General features: G+C 45.1%; 17 protein-coding genes. 5 read left to right on the forward strand and 12 right to left on the reverse strand.

Annotation, left to right across the window (positions count from 1 at the left end; genetic code table 11):
* Positions 1–13 precede the first annotated feature (13 nt).
* From I2F54_RS06490 to I2F54_RS06505, 4 genes are all read right to left on the reverse strand, one after another.
* Complete coding sequence (locus I2F54_RS06490; RefSeq protein ID WP_022217794.1) at positions 14–775, reverse strand: hypothetical protein; 762 nt, start codon at positions 773–775, stop codon at positions 14–16.
* Positions 776–809: 34 nt separating this feature from the next.
* On the reverse strand, positions 810–1,547 hold the full coding sequence (locus tag I2F54_RS06495) for a hypothetical protein (RefSeq protein ID WP_009120589.1): 738 nt from the start codon (positions 1,545–1,547) through the stop codon (positions 810–812).
* A 28-nt stretch (positions 1,548–1,575) separates the two neighbouring features.
* A complete protein-coding gene (locus I2F54_RS06500; protein ID WP_118046048.1) occupies positions 1,576–2,229 on the reverse strand; it encodes a response regulator in 654 nt (217 codons plus the stop codon).
* Positions 2,230–2,333: 104 nt separating this feature from the next.
* Positions 2,334–4,235 carry a tetratricopeptide repeat-containing sensor histidine kinase gene (locus I2F54_RS06505; protein ID WP_195500787.1) on the reverse strand — a complete coding sequence of 634 codons (1,902 nt, stop codon included), beginning with the start codon at positions 4,233–4,235 and terminating at the stop codon, positions 2,334–2,336.
* A gap of 185 nt (positions 4,236–4,420) precedes the next feature.
* Between I2F54_RS06505 and I2F54_RS06510 the strand changes: the two genes are divergently transcribed.
* Both I2F54_RS06510 and I2F54_RS06515 read left to right on the forward strand, forming a co-directional pair.
* A complete protein-coding gene (locus I2F54_RS06510; RefSeq protein ID WP_195500788.1) occupies positions 4,421–6,505 on the forward strand; it encodes a putative porin in 2,085 nt (694 codons plus the stop codon).
* 14 nt (positions 6,506–6,519) lie between these two features.
* Positions 6,520–7,335 carry a transporter substrate-binding domain-containing protein gene (locus I2F54_RS06515; protein WP_129618867.1) on the forward strand — a complete coding sequence of 272 codons (816 nt, stop codon included), beginning with the start codon at positions 6,520–6,522 and terminating at the stop codon, positions 7,333–7,335.
* Positions 7,336–7,409: 74 nt separating this feature from the next.
* Here the strand turns inward: I2F54_RS06515 and I2F54_RS06520 are convergent, their stop codons facing one another.
* Complete coding sequence (locus I2F54_RS06520) at positions 7,410–9,341, reverse strand: NAD(+) synthase (RefSeq protein ID WP_195500789.1); 1,932 nt, start codon at positions 9,339–9,341, stop codon at positions 7,410–7,412.
* Positions 9,342–9,535: 194 nt separating this feature from the next.
* Between I2F54_RS06520 and I2F54_RS06525 the strand changes: the two genes are divergently transcribed.
* A complete protein-coding gene (locus I2F54_RS06525) occupies positions 9,536–9,970 on the forward strand; it encodes a Fur family transcriptional regulator (RefSeq protein ID WP_195500790.1) in 435 nt (144 codons plus the stop codon).
* Between the two features lie 26 nt (positions 9,971–9,996).
* Entirely contained in the window at positions 9,997–10,554 is a 558-nt protein-coding gene (locus I2F54_RS06530) for an NADH peroxidase (protein WP_009120582.1), read from the forward strand.
* Positions 10,555–10,706: 152 nt separating this feature from the next.
* Here I2F54_RS06530 and I2F54_RS06535 read toward each other — a convergent pair whose 3' ends face one another.
* Both I2F54_RS06535 and I2F54_RS06540 read right to left on the reverse strand, forming a co-directional pair.
* A complete protein-coding gene (locus I2F54_RS06535; RefSeq protein ID WP_009120581.1) occupies positions 10,707–12,371 on the reverse strand; it encodes an OmpP1/FadL family transporter in 1,665 nt (554 codons plus the stop codon).
* Between the two features lie 32 nt (positions 12,372–12,403).
* On the reverse strand, positions 12,404–13,741 hold the full coding sequence (locus tag I2F54_RS06540; RefSeq protein WP_195500791.1) for a hypothetical protein: 1,338 nt from the start codon (positions 13,739–13,741) through the stop codon (positions 12,404–12,406).
* 204 nt (positions 13,742–13,945) lie between these two features.
* On the opposite strand from I2F54_RS06540, the gene prmA reads away from it, so the two are divergent.
* On the forward strand, positions 13,946–14,788 hold the full coding sequence (gene prmA, locus I2F54_RS06545; protein ID WP_195500792.1) for a 50S ribosomal protein L11 methyltransferase: 843 nt from the start codon (positions 13,946–13,948) through the stop codon (positions 14,786–14,788).
* Between the two features lie 124 nt (positions 14,789–14,912).
* Here the strand turns inward: prmA and I2F54_RS06550 are convergent, their stop codons facing one another.
* The 5 genes from I2F54_RS06550 to I2F54_RS06570 all read right to left on the reverse strand — a co-directional run bounded on the left by I2F54_RS06550 (position 14,913) and on the right by I2F54_RS06570 (position 25,153).
* A complete protein-coding gene (locus I2F54_RS06550; RefSeq protein WP_129618869.1) occupies positions 14,913–15,782 on the reverse strand; it encodes a glycoside hydrolase family 25 protein in 870 nt (289 codons plus the stop codon).
* Between the two features lie 125 nt (positions 15,783–15,907).
* Positions 15,908–17,554 (reverse strand): diphosphate--fructose-6-phosphate 1-phosphotransferase, encoded by a 1,647-nt coding sequence (locus I2F54_RS06555; protein WP_009120576.1) that lies wholly within the window; start codon positions 17,552–17,554, stop codon positions 15,908–15,910.
* 137 nt (positions 17,555–17,691) lie between these two features.
* Positions 17,692–20,448: an AAA domain-containing protein gene (locus I2F54_RS06560; protein ID WP_195500793.1), complete on the reverse strand. Its 2,757-nt coding sequence runs from the start codon at positions 20,446–20,448 to the stop codon at positions 17,692–17,694.
* A 179-nt stretch (positions 20,449–20,627) separates the two neighbouring features.
* Positions 20,628–22,007: an efflux transporter outer membrane subunit gene (locus I2F54_RS06565; protein ID WP_195500794.1), complete on the reverse strand. Its 1,380-nt coding sequence runs from the start codon at positions 22,005–22,007 to the stop codon at positions 20,628–20,630.
* 35 nt (positions 22,008–22,042) lie between these two features.
* Positions 22,043–25,153 (reverse strand): efflux RND transporter permease subunit, encoded by a 3,111-nt coding sequence (locus I2F54_RS06570; protein WP_195500795.1) that lies wholly within the window; start codon positions 25,151–25,153, stop codon positions 22,043–22,045.
* Between the last annotated feature and the right edge of the window lie 6 nt (positions 25,154–25,159).

The following is a 25,159-nucleotide window of genomic DNA, read 5'->3' on the forward strand; positions in this document are numbered from 1 at the left end:
TTACTTCATTCTATTATTCGTAATAAGTAATGCTACGTTCCGCAATACCATAAGGCTGCCCGTTAAGGGTTATCACCATGCGTGTCCAGTTGCCCCGGTCGTCTGTTTCCGTATAGTCATAGGAAACTTCATTATCATCGGACGATACGCAGGTTTCCAACCAGCCTTTTTCATTATAGGTGTACTCTTTAACGGTCAGGTATTCATCCATCTCACTGTAAGCGGATTCTTTAAGTACGCGTCCCCGAGCGTCTTTCACTACATAATCACGTTCCGTATCTCCATGCTCTATGCGATTACCGTCCGCATACTCTATCTTTGAGGCATCCGCCGGATACTCATTGGTAATCTTATCACCGTCTATATACATATCTTCGATTGTATTCGCCAAATTACCGCCCTGATAGATATACTTACGGTCGGTAACCATTTCACCGTTCCGGAAGAGTTTCTCGTTGCTGACATTTCCGTCTTGGTAATCATAGACTGTGATGTACTTAACGGCATCCACCACGCTTATTACAGAGTCGAGTTGTCCGGCTGCGCTATAAATCCGGGTATCTTCTTGCGGAAAAAAATCCGTCTCCCGATAAACGTCCGGTTTGCCGTTCTTTACTATTTTATCGCCTTGCGCCTTCGCGTTGTAAATCAAGGTCTGAACCTTATGTACCTTACCGTTCAGTCCTTCCCGGCCCGTACTATTTCCGTTTTGTGTAGATACGCCACCGCAAGCGGTCAGCGCAATGGCTGCCGCCGTCATTAAAAGTCTGTTCATATTTGCCTGCTTTTTTTATTAAGTAACCGTACGTTTAGAAGCCATAGGCTTGTTTACGTATCGCCATATAGTCTTTCTCCGCCAGAAACACAATCTTGGCAAACTCCGTAAAGTCGTAAGTATGGCAGTTAATGTAAACGGGAGCGCCTTCACTATGGCAGGGCACACCGGCTTGAATCATCTGTCCGGGAGCATACTCGGCCTTCAAGGAACTGTTATAAGAATTACTGTTGAAAGGGTTCAACTGTCCGAGTTCAATCAAATGGTCATTGGCTTTCATCAAGGCGAAATACAGACGGGTGTCTTTCAACGGATATTCGCCTTCGGCGCATTTACGTTTGGTTTCGCGTACTACAATATCCCGTTTGGGAGTTACCGTAACCCGTACAATTATACTGCCAGCCTCTCTGCCGGCATGATATTCCGCCACTTTAGCACCTGTTACCTGAAAGTCGGGATATACGTCTCCGGTACAAACGATTTCGCGTCCCACGAGTTTCTCACCCTCTTCCGCCGCCTTCTGATAACTCCTGGCCGCATATTCATCAAACTCTTTCAGTTTCTTTTGATAACGGTCTAAATCATCCTCTTTGCGCAAGCTTTCATCCAACGCTTTTTTCTTAGCTGCCACCTCTACGAATATGGCGGGTACACGCCCCAAAGGCGTATCACTACTTGCGGCCGAACCCGAAGCGGCACCACCGCACGCTGACAACACAACCAGTCCGCAGAACATTGCGGACAAAGTTATAACCGTAAACTTTTTCATCATATCAAACTATTTTAAATGAGTAATGTCGTCAGCATTTACGGATAGGGATAATCCCTTTGGAGATAGCCGTCATAATCAGGTCTGCCACATTCCGGGCATCCAATTTATCCATCAGATGGCGCCGGTGTGTATCGACCGTATTGGTAGAGACACAAAGTTCCTGGGCTATCTCCTGCGTATTCTTACCCTCGGAGATGCGTTTCAGCACATCGAGTTCACGCAAGGTCAGCTCTTCACGCCGCCCTTCGTCCGAACGCTTCATCTGTGCGCGCACATGCTCGGCATAAGGGCAATAGTACGTTTCGCCATCCAGCACACGGCGAATGGCTTCGGCTATTTTTGTAGAATCAATGGATTTAAACAGAATACCGTCTACCGAGCACTGTATCAAGTTCTTGATAAACCAGATTTCCTCGTGCATGGTATTCACAATGATACGCGCTTGCGGGTCTTTCTCCCGTATTCGCACAATGATATCCATCCCTGATATGTCGGGCAACTCCATATCCAACACGAAAAGATTGAAACGTTGAGATGCGATAAGAAGCAAAGCCTCTTGTCCCGACGATGCAGTACATACGTTTTTTATTTCCGGTAACGAACATTCCACTATCCGCTTCAAACCTTGAAGCACCAAATCATGGTCATCCACCAACAAAATGCGTATATCTCTTTCTTTCATCAACCTATCTTTGTGTTCTAAATTATGTTGCAAAGAAATAGCATTTATTAATATGCGGCATCATCAAAAATAGTGATTTTACTCTCCGGCATAACGGTTTTCTATTAAATGGATAATGGTATTTCAAGCCTGAACTTTTGGCTTCCGTCCTGAATATTTACAGTAAACAAACCGCCGACGGTCTTCGCGCGTTCTTGGATGGTAGTAAGCCCGATACCCTTTGCCTGCACCTCACTACCACGATAGTTTTTACCGTTGTCCGAAACTTGCAGAGTCAGCAGTCTCCGTTTCAATGTGAGGATCACATCTATCTCCGTAGCTCCGGAATGCTTCAGGATATTGGACAGTAATTCCTGCATGATACGGTACACCTCATAAGACACTTCTTCGGGTACTTGGCTCCACTGCGTTTCTTCACTCTCTTTACTGAATGCGAGTTGTACGGATGCAGGCAGGACAAGCCGTTCCACATAAGCCTCTATCGTCTCGGCAAGAGTGGCAGACCGGAACTTAGGCGGCATCAATTCGTGGGAAATACAACGGACATCGCTACGTACCTGTTCCAGCAAAGCCAGGAGTTCTTGTTTCGACTCGTCTGTGGGCTGCATGCATTGCATATTCATGCCAATGCCAAGCAGGTCGTTACATACGCCGTCGTGCAACTCCTTGGCAAGGCGCGTACGTTCACGCTCCAATCCCTCTATATAACTTTGGGCAAGTTTCAATTCTTCCTCTTTCTTAATGCGCTTACGGCGGAAAACATAATAAAGCAGAAAGAGTATCAATATAAAGACCACGACAACGGTTGCCATAATCCACCGCATGGTCTGCGCTTTCTGTTCCAACTGAACTTGATTCAAACGGACTATTTCAAGCTCCTTTTCCCTGGTATCGTATTTCACGGTCAGGTCGGACAGCTCTTTGCTGATATGCTCCGAATGCAGACTGTCACACACCCGGTAAGCCATATCGTAGTAATACATGGAGTTTTCGGGTTCCTGCAGGTCGCGATAGTTGCGCGCCATCATCAAATACAGTTTGTCCATAGGCAGATGCAATCCGGCTCCGCGATACTTCAACAATTTCTTCTGAATATTCAGGCTCTCGCGATACCTGCCTTGAGACATATAGATTAGGAACTGTTCTTCCAAGAATCCGAATACTTCCGTTGACTCCTCAGGTAATTGCGGTATGACGGCTTCCGCTTTTTCCATATATACGTCCACCGAATCACGATTGCCCAACGCCTTAAACATCTCAAGCATCACCGTATAGGCTTTCAGCACATATCTGGGTTTCTTCTGCCGGATGCCTTCCGTCACTACGGCACGCAACATGCCTATTCCCTCGTCATGACGCCTTTGCAGAAAGTAAATGCTGCCACAGGAATAGTTGGCATATAATATCATATCCAAATCCTGACTTTTTGCCGCCGCCTCAACAGCACGTTTACCATAAGCGATTCCCTCATCCAAACGACTTTGATTGGCATACAAAAGGGCAATACCGCACAAAACCTGCGCCTGCTCGGAATAGTATTCGCGCCCTTCAAGTAAGTCCAAAGCCTCGTTATAATAAATAAGCGCGGAGTCCAGTCTTTCTTTTTGGCGACAGACCACTCCAAGGTTGGCACTGACCGTTGCCCAAAGAGCAGTATCCCTCTGGCGAGCCGCTTCATCGTGAGCCATCGAAAAATAATGAAACGCCTTATCCAGATTACCCGAAGAGAAATAAGCGTCGCCTAAATTACATAGCAACGACGCATACAAAGGGGAGTTCTTGGTCTGCAAAATTTCCAACCCTTTTTCTGCATAATAACGGCAACTATCCACCGAACGGTTCGAGTAATATTCACTCAACTCGCTGTATGCAGCGGCAATGCTGTCTTTGTTATTCAATTTCCCGGCACTGATAAGTTTTGCCTGATATTTTTCTAATTCCGCATCCTGGGCATACAAAAAAGGAGTAATGGCAAATACTCCCAAAAGAATAAACAGTGTTTTCATATAACGAATGGATTTTATCAAGCTGTCAACAATCAATTATAAAGCCAATACACATAATCAGATTGTACTATCTGTGCAAATATAAAAAACTCGGAACATACGACACTTCTGTTTACAAGAAAAAGAAGCAAAAAAGACTGAATTCCGTAAGCGAATAATTTTTTATTGTATCTTTGCGCCTAATTATGAGACGAATCGTACTGACATATATATTTCTATCTATTATAGGTATCTTGGGCGCCGTGGCGCAGACGACTCCTTTCAACCGTATGGATCCTACAACGGGACGCGACCAGTTCGGCAATCAGGTAGACCCCAACACGCTGCCGGATAACTTGGAAGACAGCACCAATACGGAAATCCAAAGTATTCCGCCCAAACTTTATATGTGGCGTCTGAGTGAGACCCTGGGTGACCGTACCATTATTCCCGCCGATACCGCCAATCTGAATTTCCAAAACACCAACCTGGTGGAAGGCATGTACGGACATTACAATTATTTGGGTAACCTGGGCTCTCCCCGCCTTTCACGTATCTTCTTCGAACGCAGAGATAATGAGCCGACCATCTTCATGGAACCTTTTTCCAGCTTCTTTGTCCGTCCCGATGAAGTAAAATTCACCAATAGTAACGTACCTTTCACCAACCTTACTTATTATAAAGCGGGAAACAAAGTCAACGGTGAAGAACGTTTCAAATCTTATTTCTCGGTAAATGCCAACAAACGCCTGGCTTTCGGCTTCAACATCGACTACCTGTACGGACGGGGATACTACCAGAATCAGTCCACATCAAACTTCAATGCCGGAATATTTGCCAGCTATATCGGCAATAAATACCAGATGCAGGCGGTGTACAACAACTTCATTATGAAAATGAACGAAAACGGTGGTATTCAGGACGACCGTTACATCACACGTCCGGAAGATATGGCGGAAGGCAAGAAAGAATACGAGTCTACCACCATCCCCGTTAATTTGGAACAGACGGCAAATAAAAACAAAGATTTCTATGTATATCTGACACACCGTTACCGGCTTGGTTTTACACGTGAGACAACAACCGTAGAAGATGCCAAAACTCCCGGTATAGCGGCGGCCAACGATAGCATACCTCTGCCCAAGGATACGATTATAACCGAAGAGTTCGTTCCCGTCACCAGTTTCATACATACCATAAAGGTAGAACGGGCGCGCCACAAGTTCTCATCCGCCAAAGAAACGGAAGGACAATATCCCAATGCTTATTTCGATGAAGTGGCCAGCCGGGACTCAACTACGGCTTTTAGTGTAAAGAACGTATTCGGCCTCGCCTTGCTCGAAGGTTTCAACAAATATGCCAAAGCCGGACTGACAGCCTACATATCACATAAATTCAGCCGTTATGAATTAATGGATACATTGTCGCGCACCCGTTTTGACGAACAGGAGATATTCGTAGGCGGTGAACTTGCCAAACGTCAGGGCAAAACGTTGCACTACAACGTAAACGGTGAAATAGGCATTATGGACAAGGCGCTCGGACAATTCCGTGTCAATGCCGACCTCGATTTGAATTTCCGCTTTTGGAAAGATACCGTGAATTTCTATGCAAGAGGTTATGTAAGCAATACGCTGCCCTCTTTCTATATGCGTCATTACCATTCCAACCATTATTATTGGGACAATGAGAATATGAATAAGGAGTTCCGTACGCGTGTGGAAGGCGAATTGAATATAGACCGCTGGAAAACGAACCTGCGTGCCGGCGTAGAAAATATAAAGAACTACACTTATTTCAACCAAAGCGCGATGCCTGCACAAGAAAGCGGTAACATACAGGTACTCTCCGCCACTCTGAAACAAGATTTTCGTTTAGGCATCCTGCACCTGGATAATGAAGTGACCTGGCAGAAATCGAGCAATGAAACGGTACTGCCTCTGCCGCAACTCTCCTTATATCATAATCTGTATCTGCTTGCCAAAATAGCCAAGAAAGTACTAACCGTACAGCTTGGAGCGGACGTTCGGTATTTCACTAAATATAATGCGCCCGCCTATACTCCCGCCATCCAGCAGTTCCATCTTCAGGCGGCAGACGACCAGGTGGAGATTGGCGGTTATCCGATTGTAAACGTATACGCCAATCTGCATCTGAAACGGACGCGTATCTTTGCCATGATGTACCACGTCAATGCAGGAATGGGTAAAGGCAATTACTTCCTGGTACCGCACTACCCTATCAACCCTCGCTTGTTCAAGATTGGCGTTTCATGGAATTTCTATGACTAATACCGTTCTTTTATATGAAAAAGACCAAACTATTGAAGTATATCATTTTGGGAGCAGTAGCTGCACTTGTCGCCACATTCCTGCTGCCCAAGAAAGAAATCCGTAAAGGACATCCGCGTGATTATGCCGAAATAGTAGCGGACGGTACTCTCCGCGCGGCTACGGAATATAATTCCATCAGTTTTTATGTGGACGGAGACACTCTGTCCGGATTTCATTATGAATTGATAGAGGCTTTTGCCCGCGACCACGGTTTGAAGGTCGCCATTACTCCCGAAATGAGTTTTAATGAACGTCTGGAAGGTTTGGCAGACGGTAAGTTTGATGTCATAGCCTATGGCATCTTGGTAACCAGCGAATTAAAGGACTCCTTGCTCCTTACCTCTCCGATAGTCCTGAACAGGCAGGTATTGGTGCAGCGAAAAACAGCCTCTCCCGATGACTCCCTATTTATCAAAAGTCAGCTGGATTTAGCGGGAAAGACGCTGAACGTAGTAAAAGGTTCTCCTTCCATCCTGCGCATCCGTAACTTAGGAAACGAAATCGGCGACACCATCTATATAAAGGAAATAGAGAAATATGGTTCCGAACAACTTATCGCACTCGTTGCGCATGGTGACATTGATTACGCAGTATGCGACGAAAGCATCGCCCGTGCCGCCGCCGACAGCCTGCCGCAAATAGATATAAACACTGCCATCAGCTTTACCCAGTTCTACTCGTGGGGCGTAAGCAAACAATCTCCGGCACTTTTGGATAGCCTGAATACTTGGTTGGAGAAGTTTAAGAAAGGAAAAGAGTACGAGACAATCTACAAGAGATACTACTAAAGAGCGGCAAGCCGATTATTAAGCGTAACCGCTCTATATATACACTTTACGCGTCCTATCCATTATCACGGTTTTCAACCGTTCAATGCTTCAATCTCCCTCAGCCATATCTCCGAAGATGCATCGCTCGGCATTCTCCAATCGCCGCGCGGACTGATGGAAATACTTCCCACTTTAGGGCCGTCCGGCAAACAGGAACGTTTGAACTGCTGGTTAAAGAAGCGGCGGCAGAAAGTCTGCAACCATTTCTTTATGGTTTCTTCATCATAAACGTCCTTAAACGTACGTGCGGCAAGGAAGAAAATCTTGGAAGGACGGAAACCGCAACGAAGGAAATAATAAAGGAAAAAATCGTGCAGTTCATACGGACCTACCAAGTCTTCCGTTATCTGCCTGATATTGCCATTTTCGTCTGCCGGTATCAATTCCGGGCTGATAGGAGTATCTACAATATCCAGTAGTGTAGCCCGGGATGTCTCGTCCATATCATTCTCGGCCACCCACTTCACCAAGTGTTTTACCAATGTTTTGGGAATACTTCCGTTAACGCCGTACATAGACATGTGGTCGCCATTGTATGTAGCCCATCCCAAAGCGAGCTCCGAAAGGTCACCCGTACCGATCACCATTCCCCAAGTCTGGTTGGCTATATCCATCAATATCTGCGTACGTTCACGCGCCTGCGAATTTTCATACACCACATCATGTACGTTTATATCATGGTCTATATCTTTAAAATGCTGTATACAGGCATCCTTTATACTGACTTCGCGCATGGTAACACCCAACGATGTCATCAGGTCGACGGCATTGGTATGCGTACGGTCGGTCGTGCCGAATCCCGGCATAGTCACGCCGATAATCCCTTTACGATCCCAGCCCAGCTTATCAAAAGTTTTCACGCAAACCAACAATGCCAGCGTAGAGTCCAAACCGCCGGATATACCTACCACTGCACTCTTGGCATTGGTATGCACCAACCGCTGCGCCAATCCTGACACTTGTATAGAGAATATCTCCTCACAACGTTCATTCAAAGCAGGGCCTTGAGGAACAAACGGATGAGGGTCAAAAGTACGTGTCAGATTCAAATCTCCGGAATTAACATATTCCGTAGAGATACGTACCGGCACTTCCGGCGCGCAATTAGCGTGACAAGCTGTAAATGTAGTATTTACCCTGCGTTCCGTACGTATATGCTCCACATCAATCTCACTGATAACCACCTGCTCTCCAAAAGAGAAGCGTTCGCTGCTTGCCAGCAACGTACCGTTCTCATAAATCAATCCGTTGCCTGCAAAAACCACATCCGTAGTAGACTCTCCAAAACCGCACGAACTGAACACATATCCCGCAATACAACGAGCTGACTGCTGGCTGATAAGCGAACGGAGATAAGCGTGCTTGCCTATTCCCTCATTATCCGCCGACAGATTGAAAAGGATTTCCGCCCCCTGTAATGACAGAGAAGAACTCGGCGGAATGGGAGCCCATAAGTCTTCACAAATCTCAATACCGAAAGTGGTATCCGCCGTCTCAAAAAGCAGATTTCGCCCCATGGGAACTACTTGTCCGCACAGACGGGCGGTGGTTTCCGATACCTCACGCGCGGAAGTAAACCAACGCTTCTCGTAAAATTCCTTATAATTAGGAAGATAGGTTTTAGGAACGATTCCCAATATCTTGCCTTTCTGTATAACTACCGCAGTATTCAGCAGCACACCGTTCAAGGGTACAGGCATACCGAGAATGGATATTATATCCATCTGACGTGTATTGTTCAAGATTTGTATCAGCCCCATTTCGGCCTCTTCAAGCAGAAGTTGCTGAGCAAAAAGGTCAGCACATGTATATCCGGTAATGCACAACTCCGGAAAGGCTATTATCTGCACTCCTTTCCCATCGGCAATGATTATCTCTTTTTCAATTTGTCCGGCATTGAACTTACAGTCCGCTACCTTGACACGGGGTACAGCCGCCGCTACTTTGACATATCCGTAATTCATAAGAATCCAATTAATATTAGGGCACAAAAATACGGCAATTTATCAATAAACACAAAATAATCAGCTTTTTCGCTTTACACTGTTACAATTCTGTATAAAAAAAATCTCTAATTTCTTTTGGATAAATCAAAGAAGTACCTATCTTTGCAAGAGAATTAAAAATGTAATTGTTACAAGTTTGAATTACAGATGATATGGATGTAATAAAGCGATTGCAAAATCATAATATCAAACCGTCAGTACAGCGCATAGCCATTATGAACTATCTGATGGAGCATTGTACGCATCCCACGGTGGACGAGATTTATACGGCGCTTTCCCCTTCCATTCCTACATTGTCTAAAACAACTGTTTACAACACTTTAAAGTTACTCAGCGAACAAGGTGCTGCACAGACATTGACAATTGACGAACGAAATACCTGCTATGATGCGGATACCACTCCTCACGCCCATTTTTTGTGCAAGCATTGCGGAAAAATATATGATTTGGAATGCAACGCCAACATCAGACAGGTAGAGGACATGGATATGGGCGGGCATGAAGTGCAAGAAATCCATTATTATTATAAAGGTATTTGCAAAAGCTGTTTAGAAAACGAACAATTAACCAAAATAACGAATAACTAATTCAACTAATTAAAATCTGAAGTAAAATGAAAAAGTTTAGATGTACTGTCTGCGGTTACGTATATGAAGGAGACGCAGCTCCTGAGAAATGTCCTTTGTGTAAAGCTCCTGCAAGCAAATTCGTTGAAGTAGAAGAAGCGCAGGAAGGCGGTCCGTTGGTTTTTGCCGACGAGCACGTTATCGGCGTAGCCAAAGGATGTGACGATGAAATGATTAAGGATTTGAACAACCACTTCATGGGTGAATGTACCGAAGTAGGTATGTATCTTGCTATGAGCCGTCAGGCAGACCGTGAAGGTTATCCCGAAGTAGCTGAAGCTTTCAAGCGTTACGCATGGGAAGAAGCAGAACACGCTTCTAAGTTTGCTGAATTGCTGGGCGACTGCGTATGGGATACTAAAACCAACCTCGAAAAGAGAATGAACGCCGAATCAGGCGCTTGCGAAGACAAGAAACGCATCGCTACCCGCGCTAAAGCATTGAATCTGGATGCTATCCATGATACTGTTCATGAAATGGCTAAGGACGAAGCTCGTCACGGTAAAGGTTTCGAAGGCCTGTACAACCGCTATTTCAAGAAATAATCCGAAATACAGATATATGGGAAAGGACTTGCAGAATCTGCAAGTCCTTTTTTATGCACAGAAATCCCCGCTACGGAATCATAGCGGGGATTTCTTCATACCCTAAGGTATTGCAATGAAAGGTTATTTTGCTCTGAAAAACAATGTTTTTTTTAGAAACGCAAGCCCAGTGTCAACAATACTTGACTACGGGTGTTCTTTACTTTCGTTACAGCGGGAGTACCCTGAAGTACTCTATACTCCACTCCGTTTTCCACTTCGCGCTCCATTTCCACGAACGGATAGAAATTCTCTTTATAAGAAGAGAACTTATATGCCAAATCCGCATAGAACATAGAACCACGGTAACCTATACCCAAAGTATAGTTGCTCAACGCCTTTGTATTGGCAAAATCCGTATCGGTCTGAATGGAATTTAAGGGCAGGTCTTTATAAGCATCATTATTAAAAATGGCAGTGCTATAATTATATCCCGCACGCAAAGCAAATTGAGGAATCACCTTATACTCCGCGCCTAAGCGAATCGTACTTACACCTTTCATCATGGGCGTGGTACTGTTTTCGTATTCGAAAAGATCGGAAAAACCGTCATCCGGATTCTTAAACTTCATTGACGAGTAGTCCTCGTATTCATATTCCGCACCCAACGCCCAACTATTGCCTATCGTATATCCCAAACTGACATTGTATGTCCACGGAGTTTGAAGACGGAATTGGCGAATCATATCACCGTTAATCATATCAGGAGTATAAATATCATACTGCTCGATATTTCCACTTACCTCATTACGTACGTCCGCCTGTACCAAAGCGCTTGTCTTATAATCCAAGCTATAGAAAGTAGGAGTATGAACAGCCAAACCTATACGTAACGGAGAATATTCGAACGGGCGGACAATGGCTCCGAATTTAAAATCGAATCCCGAACCCTGTATTCTATTCCAGGAAGTCAGATTATATCCCTGACCGGCGTAATCTCCCGTATAATTCTCATCATAGAAAGTATATTTATTATAATCTATGGCATAAGCTCCGATAGTCAAACCCAGATATACACGGTCGTTTATATTAAAGGAAACATTAAAATCGTATTGTTCGATACCGCCACGTTCTTCCGAACGGAAAGTGGCATCGCCATTCTCATACATCCCATAATAAAAACCGGGCATCTCATAAAGCGGCGTACCGTCGCTGTTCTTTATCTGATTTCCATCTTCATCTTTATATGGCATACCCGTATTATCTGTTGTCAGATTAGAAATCAGCCAACTGTCATAGCCCAAAATGGACAGCCAACCTACATTATCGTCATTATAAGGATGACTTCCCCAGCTTTCGATACCTCTGGCTTGTTCTGCCATTTGGAAGGTTTGGGAGTATGCTCCCAAGTTACCGCCCATTGACATATTCTTATAAAAAGATTTAGCCTTATGGTAATTAAAACCGAAATTCACATAACGCAAGGCTGTGGCATTACCTATCTTTGAAGAGAGTACAAAGCCCGCATTATCAAAGGAAGCCCTTGTTTTATCTGAATTTATTTTACTTCCCATATAGTTACTTTCCGTACCATAAGAAGAAAAACTGAATGACATCATCGCATCATTACTACGGTAAATGCCTATACCCGCAGGGTTTGTCCCGATAGTGGAAATATCACCGCCCAACGCTCCCATGGCACCACCCATACCAACAAAACGCGCCGTTCCATTCAAATCCTTATTCGCTATCTTAGCAGCATCGTACACAGTCTGCGCACTCACCGGGACTGCTGCAGCCAACAGCCCCCAAGCAGCCAAAGTTATTATCTTCTTCATATCCTTTTAATCTTTTTCTATTAATACTATACCTATCTTCTTCTTGAAGAACCGCCACCTCCGCCACCGGACGAACGAGTGGAACCGCCACCGCTACTGCCGCTGGAATAGCTGCGTGAACCGCTACTGCTACCCGAAGAAAAACTCCGGGTTGAAGAATTGTTTTGTACGGGCGTATAAGAACGACGACTGCTGCTTCCCGTAGAATAGTTACGGGGCGCCGATGTGGAACTGCCACGATTATAAGTGGAAGAACTTCCGTTGCTTGAACGCCTTACTCCGGTAGAATTTACACTGCTGCCGCGAGATACGCCTGTAGAAGCAGAGGAACCCACACGTGTACTGCTTGGGCGGGTATATGCGCTACGTCTTGTAGAAGAGGCATCCGTACGTGTAGTTACTCCGCTACGTGTCCCGGATGAACGCGTACCTACCACACGCCTTGTTGTCGTTGCGCCGCTTTGCGCATTCCGTCTGTAAGACGAAGTACCCGAAGAACGGACAGTAGAGCTTGAACCGCCACGAGTCACGCTCGAACCCGACCTGCGGACCGCAGAAGAGGAAGAAGGATTTCTATAACTGCTTGTTCCCGAAGAACGACGGTAGGTATACGTATTGCGCGGGTAATACCCCCCACCCCAGTGTCCGCCACCGGGATAATATCCGGGATGATAATGGTGGTGATGTCCCCACCAACCGCCGCCATACCAGCCGCCCCATCCTACACTCCAGCCAAAGCCCCAGCTTGGACCATACCAACTGTTCCAACCCCAGCCATAATAGGGATAACCACCCCAACCGTAAGAGTTATAGCGCCAATCCCACCACAGGCGGTTGGTAAACGTCGGGAATGCATACGCATACAATCCATCCGTATATACGTTCCAGTCCCATGAGTTCAGGCCATAGACCACATCCCAATAAAGCGGACTGCCGATACTGATGGCATAACGAGGATTGCGGAAACGGATAATACGCGTAGCATATTCATAATCATCTTCCGAACCGTCAAAACCGTTTACCCATTCTCCGTCCAGACCATCATCTTCCTTTTCGTCTACATAAAGCGTATCATTCTCTTGTGAAAAGTCATAGTCTTTAGAATCATAGCGGCGATTATACTCGTCTACATCACGGATATTCCCTTTACGGTCTTTCACTACAATTGTCGTGTTGCCCGGCGACGCATAAACCGTAGTCGGCGCATTCGTCTTTACTACAACCGCATCGGCAGCCGGAGTTTTTTTCTTCTCCGTCTTTTCTTCTTTTTTCTTGGAAGGAACGTAGTAAAGGTCGTCATCTATACTTTGAGCCGAAAGCGCCCATGGAAGGCACAAAGCAAAAAGCGATAAAAAAACAATCTTTTTCATATTCATTTGGTTTACGGGTTTACAATTCCATACTTTTCCACGTCACAAAGATAACGCAGGGATTTACCCCATACAGAAGATTTTCCCCAAAGATTTATAGGGATTTCCCTAAATGCACCTATCTTTGTATCCAAAACAAATATACGCAGAAATAGGTTTCTCTCCTATGTCTGCCTTTTGCATTTAACAAACAATCATATTCCAATGAAATATTTAGAATTTGCTTTTCATACCACTCCTTGTACGGAAGTCGTCAACGATGTTTTATCGGCAGTGTTGGGTGAAGTAGGCTTTGAGAGTTTTGTAGAGGAAGCTGACGGCATCGCGGCCTACATTCAAAAGGATTTATACAGTGAGAATGCCCTCAAAGAAGCTCTTGCCTATTTTCCTCTGCCCGATACACAGGTGGAATATACTTATCAGGAAGCGGAAGACAAAGACTGGAATGAGGAATGGGAGAAGAATTTCTTCCAACCCATTATCATTGGCGACCGCTGTGTCATTCACAGCACCTTTCACCACGACATTCCTCAAGCAGAATACGATATCGTCATTAACCCGCAAATGGCATTCGGTACAGGCCATCATGAAACGACCAGCCTCATTATCGGTGAATTGCTGGACAACAATCTGCAAGGCAAATCCTTGCTTGACATGGGATGCGGAACATCCATTCTCGCCATACTGGCACGTATGCGCGGCGCCGTACCCTGTACAGCTATCGACATAGACGAATGGTGCGTACGCAACTCACTCGAGAACATAGAATTAAACGGTGTAGACCGCATTTCCGTTTTTCAAGGAGACGCTTCCGCACTGAAAGGCAAAGGACCTTTTGATGTAATTATCGCCAACATCAACCGTAATATCCTGCTGAACGACATGAAGCAATATGTTAGCTGCATGCACCCGGGTTCGGAACTATACATGAGCGGTTTTTATGTGGACGACATCCCTGTAATACAAGCCGAAGCGGAACGTAACGGACTGCATTTCGTACATCATAAGGAGAAGAATCGTTGGGCTGCGGTAAAGTTTGTATCATAACAAACAGGTAAACGGGAGAAAGCGGAAAGTTAACTTCAGAAGCCTCATGATGTTAACTAAGCAGATGTAAGGAAGTTAACTTAGTAAACGATAACAAGTTAACTTCTTGCATCCATGAAGTTAACTATCGCAAAGTCATGCCAAGCAATTCTTCTAATGTACCGTTAAATACATTCAAATCGACTTCTTCTTCAATACCGGGGACATCACCCACATCGGTGTGCTGCCAGAAATGCCATTTACCCTCGTATTTTACAGAATCGACGTAATAGTGGGCTATCCAGTAAGGATAAGAATTAAATATGGAATCGTTGAGGTAACGTTTCTTGAATTTGTAAGAAGTGTAAAGAATCGGCTTTACGCCATAATGCGCCTCTACCCTGTCGAGCCATGTTTTAACGGCAAGTTTTAGTTCTTGCGGTGACTTCTTTCCCGTAGTTTCCACATCAAGAACAGGCGGAAGATCCCCCTTTGACAATTGTACGGTGCTAATAAAGAAATCAGCCTGCTTATGCGCATCCGTCTTAGGCAGAAAATAGTGATAAGCCCCCCGGATAAAACCGTGTTTCCGTGCCTGACCAAAATTCTCGGTAAAGTTCTCATCGCCATAATCACCGCCTTCGGTGGCTTTCATAAAGATAAAGTGTATGGGAAATTTCGCTTCTTTATTATGGAAAAGCTTATCCCAGTCTATAATACCCTGATAGTGAGAAATATCAATGCCATGCACTTCGTAATTGCAAGGCATACATACTCCATAGCCTTTCAGCCCGTAACAGGGTTTCCAACGATAAGCATAAGGACGGATAAAGAACCAATAAAATCCGGCGGAAAATATTGCAATAATACAAAAAGCCAACAAATTGCGTACCCATACAGGCATGGTACGAGATACCGCCTGTTTCTTTTTCCGGGAAGAAGCGATGCCGCGAGAAGCAGGCTTACGACGAGAGGCAGGTTTGTGGCGAGCCACAGTATCGGTTTTAGCAGGCATATGCGTATTGTATAAAATTCAGGCACGGATTACACAGATATCACGGATTATATTTTATTCTTTCTCCGTGAAATCCGCGCAATCCGTGCCTAAAAAATCAATATCGGGTTCTTAAGGAACTTCAATTATTTACCTTGTTCCAGTTGCAAAGTCTTGGTAGGCTGGTCACAAACTTCCGTAGGACCGAAGTACTGGATAGGACCCGGATAAACATAGTCTGTTTCCACAGCCCAACGGTCACGCTGAGCAGCGAACGCCTTGAAAGGAGCGCCATCGAGTTTCACCAGAGCCTTTTGGATAACAGGCTTCATTTCACCATGACGACGTTCCATGTTCATCATCATTGTGATAGGTACACCGCCTGCAATCCAATCTTCGGCGGGAGCGGTCGTGTTGCGTACGGAAGACATATAACCGGTCTTGCCGTTAGCAATCAGTGCGGATGCCGCGTAACCCAAAGAGTAGCAGTAATCGGCATCGAAATTAGACGGAGCGGCGCAACGTCCTTCGTAACCGAAGAAGTGGTGCTGTGCAGCAAATTTACCTACATATTTACCTTCTTCTTTCCACTGAGCCAATTTAGCGGCTACCATTTCAGACAACAACTTCTCTGTTTCGATGAGCGATACCTGTACGTTTCCATGCGGGTCACGGTCTAATGACAACTGACGTGCAACGCCTTCAGGAAGGCTTGCATAGATAGCGGCATTTTCCGGAGACAGTTTGCGGATGATATAATCGCGTTGGTGTGATTTCTTAATTTGAGAGAATTCTTCAGCATTGGCAGCCAAGAAGTCATTCAGTTCGGCAATAAGACGTTTCATAGCCGGGATGAACTCAACCAGACCTTCGGGGATAAGAACCGTACCGAAGTTATTGCCCTGTGCGGCACGATTAGCCACTACCTGAGCGATGCCGGTTACGATATCATCCAAAGACATATCCTTAGCTTCCACTTCTTCGGAGATAATACAGATATTAGGCTGTACCTGCAATGCGCATTCCAAAGCGATATGAGAAGCGGAACGTCCCATCAGTTTGATGAAGTGCCAGTACTTGCGTGCAGAATTACAGTCACGTTGGATGTTACCGATTACTTCAGAATACGTCTTGCAAGCCGTATCGAATCCGAAAGAAGTTTCAATCATTTCGTTCTTCAAGTCACCGTCGATAGTTTTCGGACAGCCGATAACCTGTACGCCGCAATTCTTGGCAGCATAATACTCAGCCAATACGCAGGCATTTGTATTAGAGTCGTCACCACCGATGATAACCAGCGCTTTAATGTTCAGTTCTTTCAAGATTTCCAAACCTTTTTCAAACTGCTCTTCTTTTTCCAACTTTGTACGACCTGAACCGATAATATCAAAACCACCGGTATTGCGATATTCATCAATGATATCAGCAGTCAGTTCCATATAATTATGGTCTACCAAACCACCGGGGCCGAGGATGAAACCATACAGTTTACTGTCTTTGTTCAACTTCTTGATACCGTCAAAAATACCGGAAATCACATTGTGACCACCGGGAGCCTGACCGCCGGAGAGGATAACGCCCACATTCATAGCGGGGAAATTAGCAGCCTCATCGGTAGTTTCGAACTTAATCAAAGGCATTCCGTAAGTGTTAGGGAACAATTTTTTGATATCTTCCTGATCGGCAACCGACTGAGTAGCCGCGCCGGCCACTGCTTTTACAGTACCTTTCAGCCCTTTCGGAAGTTTGGGCTGATAGGCAGCCCTTGCAATTTGCAATGCACTTTTAGTCATTTCTCTTCAATATTTAAAGGTGTTAATAAAGTTTCGTTTAAAAGCGTCGCAAATTTCGCTCTTTTCCGCAAGAAATGCAAACCGAAAAGGGAAATAATTAAAAGTGAGCGCTAAAACAAAACAAGAGAGAATATCACTTATATCTCTTGAAGCGCTTTCATCAATTTTTCTTCTTCGCCGCTCCCCACGGTTGAAAGCCGCAAAATAGGAATCTCATATAATGCAAGAATATGATCTTTCTTTATATCTCGTTGATACTGCTGTGTTTTCTCATTATGATAGGAATAGCCATCCGTTTCCACTACCAATATTGGTTTCTTGCTGACATGGTTAATTATAAGAAAATCCACGTGAGTATTATAATTAGCGGCATATGTCCGTTCATCTTCATTTAAAAGGATAGTATCTTTGATGAGATGACGTAAAGGAATATGACATAATACTCCCAAATGATGAAACTCCCGATATTTTTTTAAAACCGTTTGTATAAAAGCAAAAGTAATATTTTCCGAATCATACTCAGATATTTTCGGATGTGCCTGAATAAAAGCCAAACGTTGACGGGTATATTGACTATACAGATAGTCAAAAATAGAATGTATCCTACTTTCACTGACTGTGAAGTTATTGTATTCAATATAAGACAACAATTCACTGATATTACCCTTCAAAAGCTGTTCGTTACCCGAGACAACCAGACAGAACCGCTCTTTGGCCCTTGATATGGCAACATTCAGCAGGTTCGGATCATCGCTGAATTCGGTTATCTGATCATCCACCACACTCATAATAATAGTATCCTTTTCCCGTCCTTGAAACTTATGAACAGTAGCAGATTCTATTTCAGGCAATTGCCGAGACAATTCATCGACTTGAACATTATAAGGAGCGATAATTCCAATATCCGTCTGTTCGGGTAAATGAGCTATCACTTCATCACGAATTACATCAATTTCTCGCTGATTGTAGTGTTTACGCGCATGATGTCCCGGCACTGTCTTGATTGCACGCAATGTATCAGGTTTTCCATCATCCTCGGTCATAATGAGCAAACCACCGCCATAAAACTTACGATTACAAAAGTCAATAATACGAGGATGGCAACGGTAATGTTCCCGAAGCAATGTTTGCGGGGCATCGGGCAAAAGAGTACATACCGACTGTAAAAAGCTGTTTCCGGCACAATCATAACCGGAAGGGATATCGAATTCCGCGACAATAGCATCAAGCTTTTCTTTATCCTCGCCTGTCACTACATTAGGTAGCTGCAAAGTATCTCCCACGATAACAACATTTTTTGCACATGTCAGCGCCAAAGCACCCGTTTCAATAGAAACTTGCGATGCCTCATCCATAATCAGATAGTCGAATTCCGCTTGATCGGACAAGCAAATACGTGAAGAGAATGTAGTACTCAGCACTACCGGATATTGTTCCAGTACACTCTGATAATCCACTCGCAAATCCCTAACAGAAGAAAATACCTTACGCTTTTCCTTGCCGTATTTCTTAAACAAGGATACTTTGAATAGCTGCATAGATACTTCTGTTAATCTATTCAGTTCAGTTTTGGCATCATAGGTTTTCAATTCGGCTTGCAAGTTCGTTATCCGTTCGTTTAATTCCTCAATCTTCCGATGGTAATACAAAGTTTGCAGTTCCGTGATAATAGCAGATAGATCATGCTTATCAAACTTAGAGTTCAGTTTTAATACATATCGTCCTATCAAATTCATCCACCACCATTGAAGAGCCGCCAAACACTTATTCCACCATTCTTTGGGAGCAATGACATCCTTCTCTGCATATGCCTGAAACTGCAGCCACAAATTTAAAAGACGCATGGAAGATAGAGAGTTAGCACTATTGAAAGAAGTAAACTCAAATATTTGATTCCGTTTGAAATGATTATACTCTAACTCTACAGCCTGAAGCTCTTGTTTGGACAAAGCCAACCCCTCTTGTACTGTAAAAATCCTGTCAAGCTTCCTCAAAAGATTCTCCGCCTCTTCCTCTTTCCGGAGTTTTTCCTCTACATTGCACTCCCAGTCTTGAAGTTCATCGGGTACAGCAGGCTGATTACCTATAAACGCCTCTTTATTTCCTTTCCTGCCCAATGGCGCCACTATAAAGCCAAGTCCTGCCTTATCCAGCTTCTCAAGAACATTGGTCGTAGCTGAATTGTTGTTTGAAACGACTAAAACAGTCTTTCCTTTTCGTATAATATTAGCTATAATATTGAGGATAGTTTGTGTCTTCCCCGTTCCCGGCGGACCTTGAATGATACTTATCTGATGTTCAAAAGCACAAACTACAGCTCGTTTCTGACTGGCATTGCATCCAAAAGGGTATATAAGCCGACCGCTCTTATCCTTTTTCAATGCTTTCTTTGGATTTAAATATGGAGCGATAGCTCTGCTATCATCAATAAAATCAATCTTTTCATAAAGTTTGGAAAGCAATCCGGTATTATCTTTTTCTTCCTCTTTACCGAGAATATTAGTAGATGCCACCGCCTTCAAATATTCAAATACACTTTGCGATTTACCATCACTCAAACATGAAGTCTTGATTATCAATTCTTCATCCAAGAGATACTGTGAGTAATTGGAAGTGTAAACTACATACCAATAAGTACTACCCTTATATTCAAAAGAAAATACTTCTTTTAAATCGTACACTCTACGCTGACGAATGAATATTCGGTTATGATCGATGTCAATTTGTTTTGCGCACGTCAGCCATACAATTTTCTCACTGCCATATCTATATACCTTAGAAGAACCGCGATACTTCACATTAAAGCGACCCGCGTCATCCCGACCTATTTCTTCTATTTGTAAGGTCTTATTTTCTCCATTAATCAGAATAAGGTTTTGAGTAGCATCAATCATACTTCTTTTGTGTTTTAACCTAATATCAGTTCGAATAAATCCCGCGGTTAAAGTTACGGATATTTATAATATGACAGGTGTTTTCTGAAAACGAAATCTTACATACCCGTTAAAAAACCAAGAGTACTCCCGCAACCAGCAAGAGCACTCTTGGTTTCTATTGTAAACAGCTTTACGGTTTATTCCTCTATCTGCCAGCCTCCGCCCAGCGCCTTATAAACATTTACTACTGCTATCAGTTCATCACGGATGGCATTGCTGACGCCGATTTGCGCATCAAAGTATCCACGTTGGGCATCGAGAACATCCATATAATTAATGACACCGTTAATATATTGCAACTGCGCTAAATCCACGTACGTTTTGGCTGAACGTTCCAACTTGAGACGCAACTGATACACTTCCTTTATTTTGTTGAAATCCACTATCGCGTTCTTAGCTTCCTTGAAAGCGTTCAGCACCGACTTCTCATAGCTATGTACTTCGGCTTCAAAGGAAGCCTTCTGCGCTTTTAACGCGGCCCGATTCTTTCCCCAATTGAAAAGCGGCGTCAGTACCGCACCATTCAGCAATGAATAAGGAGATTGAAGGAAGTTGGACAGGACATCACTTTCCAAACCGAACTGACCGGTAAGCGAAATACGGGGAAACATATTGGTATAAGCTACCTTTACACGGGCATGTTCCGCTATAAGTTGCTGTTCTGCAGCACGAATGTCGGGACGGCGCTCCAATAAATCTGACGGCAAGCCTACGGGCAAAGATTCCGGTACATCCAGTTCCTGTAAAAAACGGCTACGTTCGATACGCGTAGGAAACTCCCCGGCAAGAAAGGCGATGTCATTCTCCTTTATGGAAATCTTGCGTTCCAAATCCGGAACAAGCGTAGCGGTACGCGCCAACTCCACCTGTGCCTGTTGATAGGAAGTCTCCGAAGTCAGTCCGCCCTCAAAACGGATTCTTGCGAGACGCACGCCTTCCTCACGGGCTTTCTGCGTCTGACGGACAATCTCCAATTCGGTATCAAGCGCCACCAGTTCATAATATGCCTGCGCCACTTCGGAAACAATCGTCATTCGCAGGGCACGCTGTGCCTCCACACTTTGCAGATAGTCGGCAACCGCAGCGACTTTCTTCCAACGCAGATTCCCCCAAAGGTCAAGTTCCCACGACAAAAGTGCCTTGGCCTCATAGCTGTTTCCTACATCACGGCTATGACCGCCATAGTTCTCAACTTCACGTTCCGCCCCTATCTTTCCATTCAACTGAGGCAGCAGATTGGCTACACTGATACGTTTCTGCGCCGCCATTTCCTTTACACGGGCCGCAGCTATGAGCATATCCTTGTTATACTCCAGCGCACGGGCTATCAAACTGCGTAAGGTGTGATCGGTATAAACCGCCTGCCACTGCTCATCGGCAATGCTGATACTGTCCTGCTGTTGCGCCAGACTGTCGGGCAACGCCATTTCGGGGCGTACATAGCTCTTACCTACCTTACACGATGCAAAAAGAACCGAAGTGAGCAACAGAAGTATATATATATTTTTTCTCTTCATAAGTATGTAATCAGAATTCGTTTACAATATAATCATCAGTCTTTCTTGATTTTGTGCTGCACTTTCGCCTTTGCCTTATAAATCAGGACAAAGAAGAACGGTACAAGTACAATACCGAATACAATGGCAAAAATCATTCCGAAGAAAACTCCCGTACCGATTGCCTGACGGCTTGCAGCCCCCGGTCCGCTTGCCAGTACCATGGGAAGCATACCCAGCACGAAAGCAAGGGAAGTCATCAAGATAGGACGGAAACGAAGTTGGGCGGCATGAATGGCCGACTGCACCAAGTCTCCCCCGTTATCTACCTGCACCTTTGCAAACTCTACGATAAGGATGGCATTCTTCGCCGCAAGTCCCACGAGCATTACCAAACCAATCTGGAAGTAGATATCATTCTCCAACCCACAGACGGCAACACCCAAATAGGCTCCTAAAGCGGCTACCGGCAAAGAAAGCAATACTGCGATAGGTACTGTCCAGCTTTCGTACTGCGCAGCGAGGAAAAGGAACACAAAAAGGAACACCAGCGTCAGTACCAATCCGGTTTGTCCGCCGGCTTGCTTCTCCTGATAGGAAAGTCCGCTCCACTCGATACCGATGTTATCCGGCAAATGCTCACGCGCTATCTGTTCCATAATCTCCATCGCCTGGCCGGAACTGTAACCCTGCGCAGCCGAACCGCGAATAACGGCAGTGGTAAACATGTTGAAACGTTTGATACTACCCGGGCCTGTGGTATAGGATGCATTACCCAACGAGGTCAACGGAACCATTGCGCCGTTGGCGGCCTTTACAAAGAACAGGTTAATGTTCTCCTTATGCTCACGATACGGAGCTTCCGCTTGGATATACACCTTATATATACGGTTGAACATATTGAAGTCGTTTACATATACGGAACCTGTATAGGCTTTCATTGTGGAGAACACATCCGCCAACGGCACACCCAGCATCTTCACCTTGTCACGGTCCACATCAAAATAGAGTTGCGGAATCTCGGATTGCAGAGAAGAAGAAAGTCCCGTCAGTTCCTTATGCTTCTGCGCATAATACATCAACGTATCCGCTGCCTGTACCAGATTGTCAAAGGTAGCCTCACCGCGAGCTTCGAGTTGCATTTCAAAACCGCCGGATGTTCCTAATCCCGGAATCACAGGCGGAGTGGAAAGATAGACTTTACATTCGGGATATTCCGTCAGGTCCTTTTCCACCTTCTCCATTATTTCGTTAATGGTAGTATTCTTGCGGTCTTCCCAAGGTTTCAAGATAACGGTCAGTTCACTGCGTGCCTGATTGCTTCCTACACGCGGGCTGCTACCCGTTACGTTCTGCACATAAGCCACATACGGGTTCTTTTCCAGATACTTCACCGCACGATCGGTCACTATACGGGTACGCTCCAGTGTAGCGCCTTCCGGCAGTTCCAGCTCCACCTTAAAGTATCCCTGGTCTTCGGCCGGCAAGAAGCTGGTCGGTATCAAACGGTGAATAATGAAGATAGCGATCAGCACCATGCCGAATGCGCTCATCAAGCGTCTGGGATGTTTGATTACACGGCTGATGACGCCTATGTATTTATGATTGCTGATATTCAGCCATTCATTAATCTTACGGAACACGATATTCTTTTTCTTTCCGCTACCGGGTTTCAGGATAAGCGAGCACATCACAGGACTGAGCGTCAGCGCCACAACCGTAGAAAGCAATACGGATACCGCAATAGTGATGGTAAACTGGCGATATAACTGTCCGGTGATACCGCTTAGGAAACTCACCGGAACGAATACGGCGCAGAGCACCAATGAAGTGGCAATCAAAGCGCCCGTCAAACCGCTCATAGCCTTCTTGGTGGCCTCATAGGGCGAGAGTTTTTCCGTCTCCATTAAATGTTCCACATTCTCCACCACCACAATGGCATCATCCACCACGATACCGATAGCGAGAATCAATCCCAGCAAAGTCAGGATATTCAGCGAGAAGCCGAAAATCAGCATGAAGCCGAAAGTACCGATCAAGGATATGGGCACCGCGACAACGGGAATCAAAGTGGCACGCCAGCTCTGCAACGAGAGGAACACCACCAATACCACAAGAATCAACGCCTCGAACAATGTTTTATATACCTCGTGAATAGACTCCGAAATATAAGTAGTCATATCAAACGGTATCTCGTAGCTCATTCCTTCGGGGAAATTCGCGCTGATTTCTTCCATAGCCTTCTTCACGTTATCCGCCACTTCCATGGCATTGGCTCCCGGAAGCATATAGATGCCGAGAACAGCTGCGTTTTCGCCATTGATACCGCTTTCCGTACTGTAAGAAGAGGCTTCGAGCGATACGCGCGCCACATCGCGGAGACGGATGATAGACCCGTTAGCATTGGCACGGACCACAATATCCTCAAATTGTTTAGCGGAACTCAGACGGCCTTGCGTCGTAATAGGAATGGTGATGTCCAGACCTTGTACTGGCTGTTGTCCCAATACGCCGGCAGCCGACTCGCGGTTCTGGTCCTTCAATGCGTTCTGCAAGTCCTGCACGGTCAGACCGAAGTTCGCCAACTTGTCCGGCATAGCCCAAATCTGCATGGCATAGTAACGGCTTCCGATATTGGACACACGACCCACACCGGGAATACGGCGCAAGAGGTCGAGCACGTTGATGGTAGCAAAATTACTCAGATAGATTTCATCGAACTTCGGGTCACTGGAAGTCAGGCAGATGGTCATTAACTGGCTGGGCGCCTGCTTCTCCACCGAGATACCGTTTTGGATAACCTCGGCAGGCAGACGGTTTTCCGCCAGCTTCACACGGTTCTGAATTTCTACGGCAGCCAAATCGGGGTCGGCAGACACATCAAAAGTCACCGTTGCCGAAAAGCCGCCGGAGTTTGAACTGTTGGACTCCATGTACAACATGCCCGGAGTACCGTTTATTTCCTGTTCGATAGGAGTCGCCACCGCTTGCGATACGGTCAGCGCGCTTGCTCCCGGATAGGATGCGCTGATTTTCACGACGGGCGGCGTTATCTGCGGATATTGATCCACCGGAAGCATCGTCAGACCGATGATACCGACAATTACAATCACAATCGATATCACCGCCGAGAATACCGGGCGGTCTATAAAGAAACTTACTTTCATACTGTC

The organism is Bacteroides clarus (genome assembly GCF_015555825.1).
Classification (GTDB): Bacteria; Bacteroidota; Bacteroidia; order Bacteroidales; family Bacteroidaceae; genus Bacteroides; species Bacteroides clarus.

Coding starts and splice junctions, on each gene's coding strand:
- I2F54_RS06490 (WP_022217794.1), bottom strand. CDS start 775: ATGAACAGACTTTTAATGACGGCGGCAGCCATTGCGCTGACCGCTTGC.
- I2F54_RS06495 (WP_009120589.1), bottom strand. CDS start 1,547: ATGATGAAAAAGTTTACGGTTATAACTTTGTCCGCAATGTTCTGCGGA.
- I2F54_RS06500 (WP_118046048.1), bottom strand. CDS start 2,229: ATGAAAGAAAGAGATATACGCATTTTGTTGGTGGATGACCATGATTTG.
- I2F54_RS06505 (WP_195500787.1), bottom strand. CDS start 4,235: ATGAAAACACTGTTTATTCTTTTGGGAGTATTTGCCATTACTCCTTTT.
- I2F54_RS06510 (WP_195500788.1), top strand. CDS start 4,421: ATGAGACGAATCGTACTGACATATATATTTCTATCTATTATAGGTATC.
- I2F54_RS06515 (WP_129618867.1), top strand. CDS start 6,520: ATGAAAAAGACCAAACTATTGAAGTATATCATTTTGGGAGCAGTAGCT.
- I2F54_RS06520 (WP_195500789.1), bottom strand. CDS start 9,341: ATGAATTACGGATATGTCAAAGTAGCGGCGGCTGTACCCCGTGTCAAG.
- I2F54_RS06525 (WP_195500790.1), top strand. CDS start 9,536: ATGGATGTAATAAAGCGATTGCAAAATCATAATATCAAACCGTCAGTA.
- I2F54_RS06530 (WP_009120582.1), top strand. CDS start 9,997: ATGAAAAAGTTTAGATGTACTGTCTGCGGTTACGTATATGAAGGAGAC.
- I2F54_RS06535 (WP_009120581.1), bottom strand. CDS start 12,371: ATGAAGAAGATAATAACTTTGGCTGCTTGGGGGCTGTTGGCTGCAGCA.
- I2F54_RS06540 (WP_195500791.1), bottom strand. CDS start 13,741: ATGAAAAAGATTGTTTTTTTATCGCTTTTTGCTTTGTGCCTTCCATGG.
- prmA (WP_195500792.1), top strand. CDS start 13,946: ATGAAATATTTAGAATTTGCTTTTCATACCACTCCTTGTACGGAAGTC.
- I2F54_RS06550 (WP_129618869.1), bottom strand. CDS start 15,782: ATGCCTGCTAAAACCGATACTGTGGCTCGCCACAAACCTGCCTCTCGT.
- I2F54_RS06555 (WP_009120576.1), bottom strand. CDS start 17,554: ATGACTAAAAGTGCATTGCAAATTGCAAGGGCTGCCTATCAGCCCAAA.
- I2F54_RS06560 (WP_195500793.1), bottom strand. CDS start 20,448: ATGATTGATGCTACTCAAAACCTTATTCTGATTAATGGAGAAAATAAG.
- I2F54_RS06565 (WP_195500794.1), bottom strand. CDS start 22,007: ATGAAGAGAAAAAATATATATATACTTCTGTTGCTCACTTCGGTTCTT.
- I2F54_RS06570 (WP_195500795.1), bottom strand. CDS start 25,153: ATGAAAGTAAGTTTCTTTATAGACCGCCCGGTATTCTCGGCGGTGATA.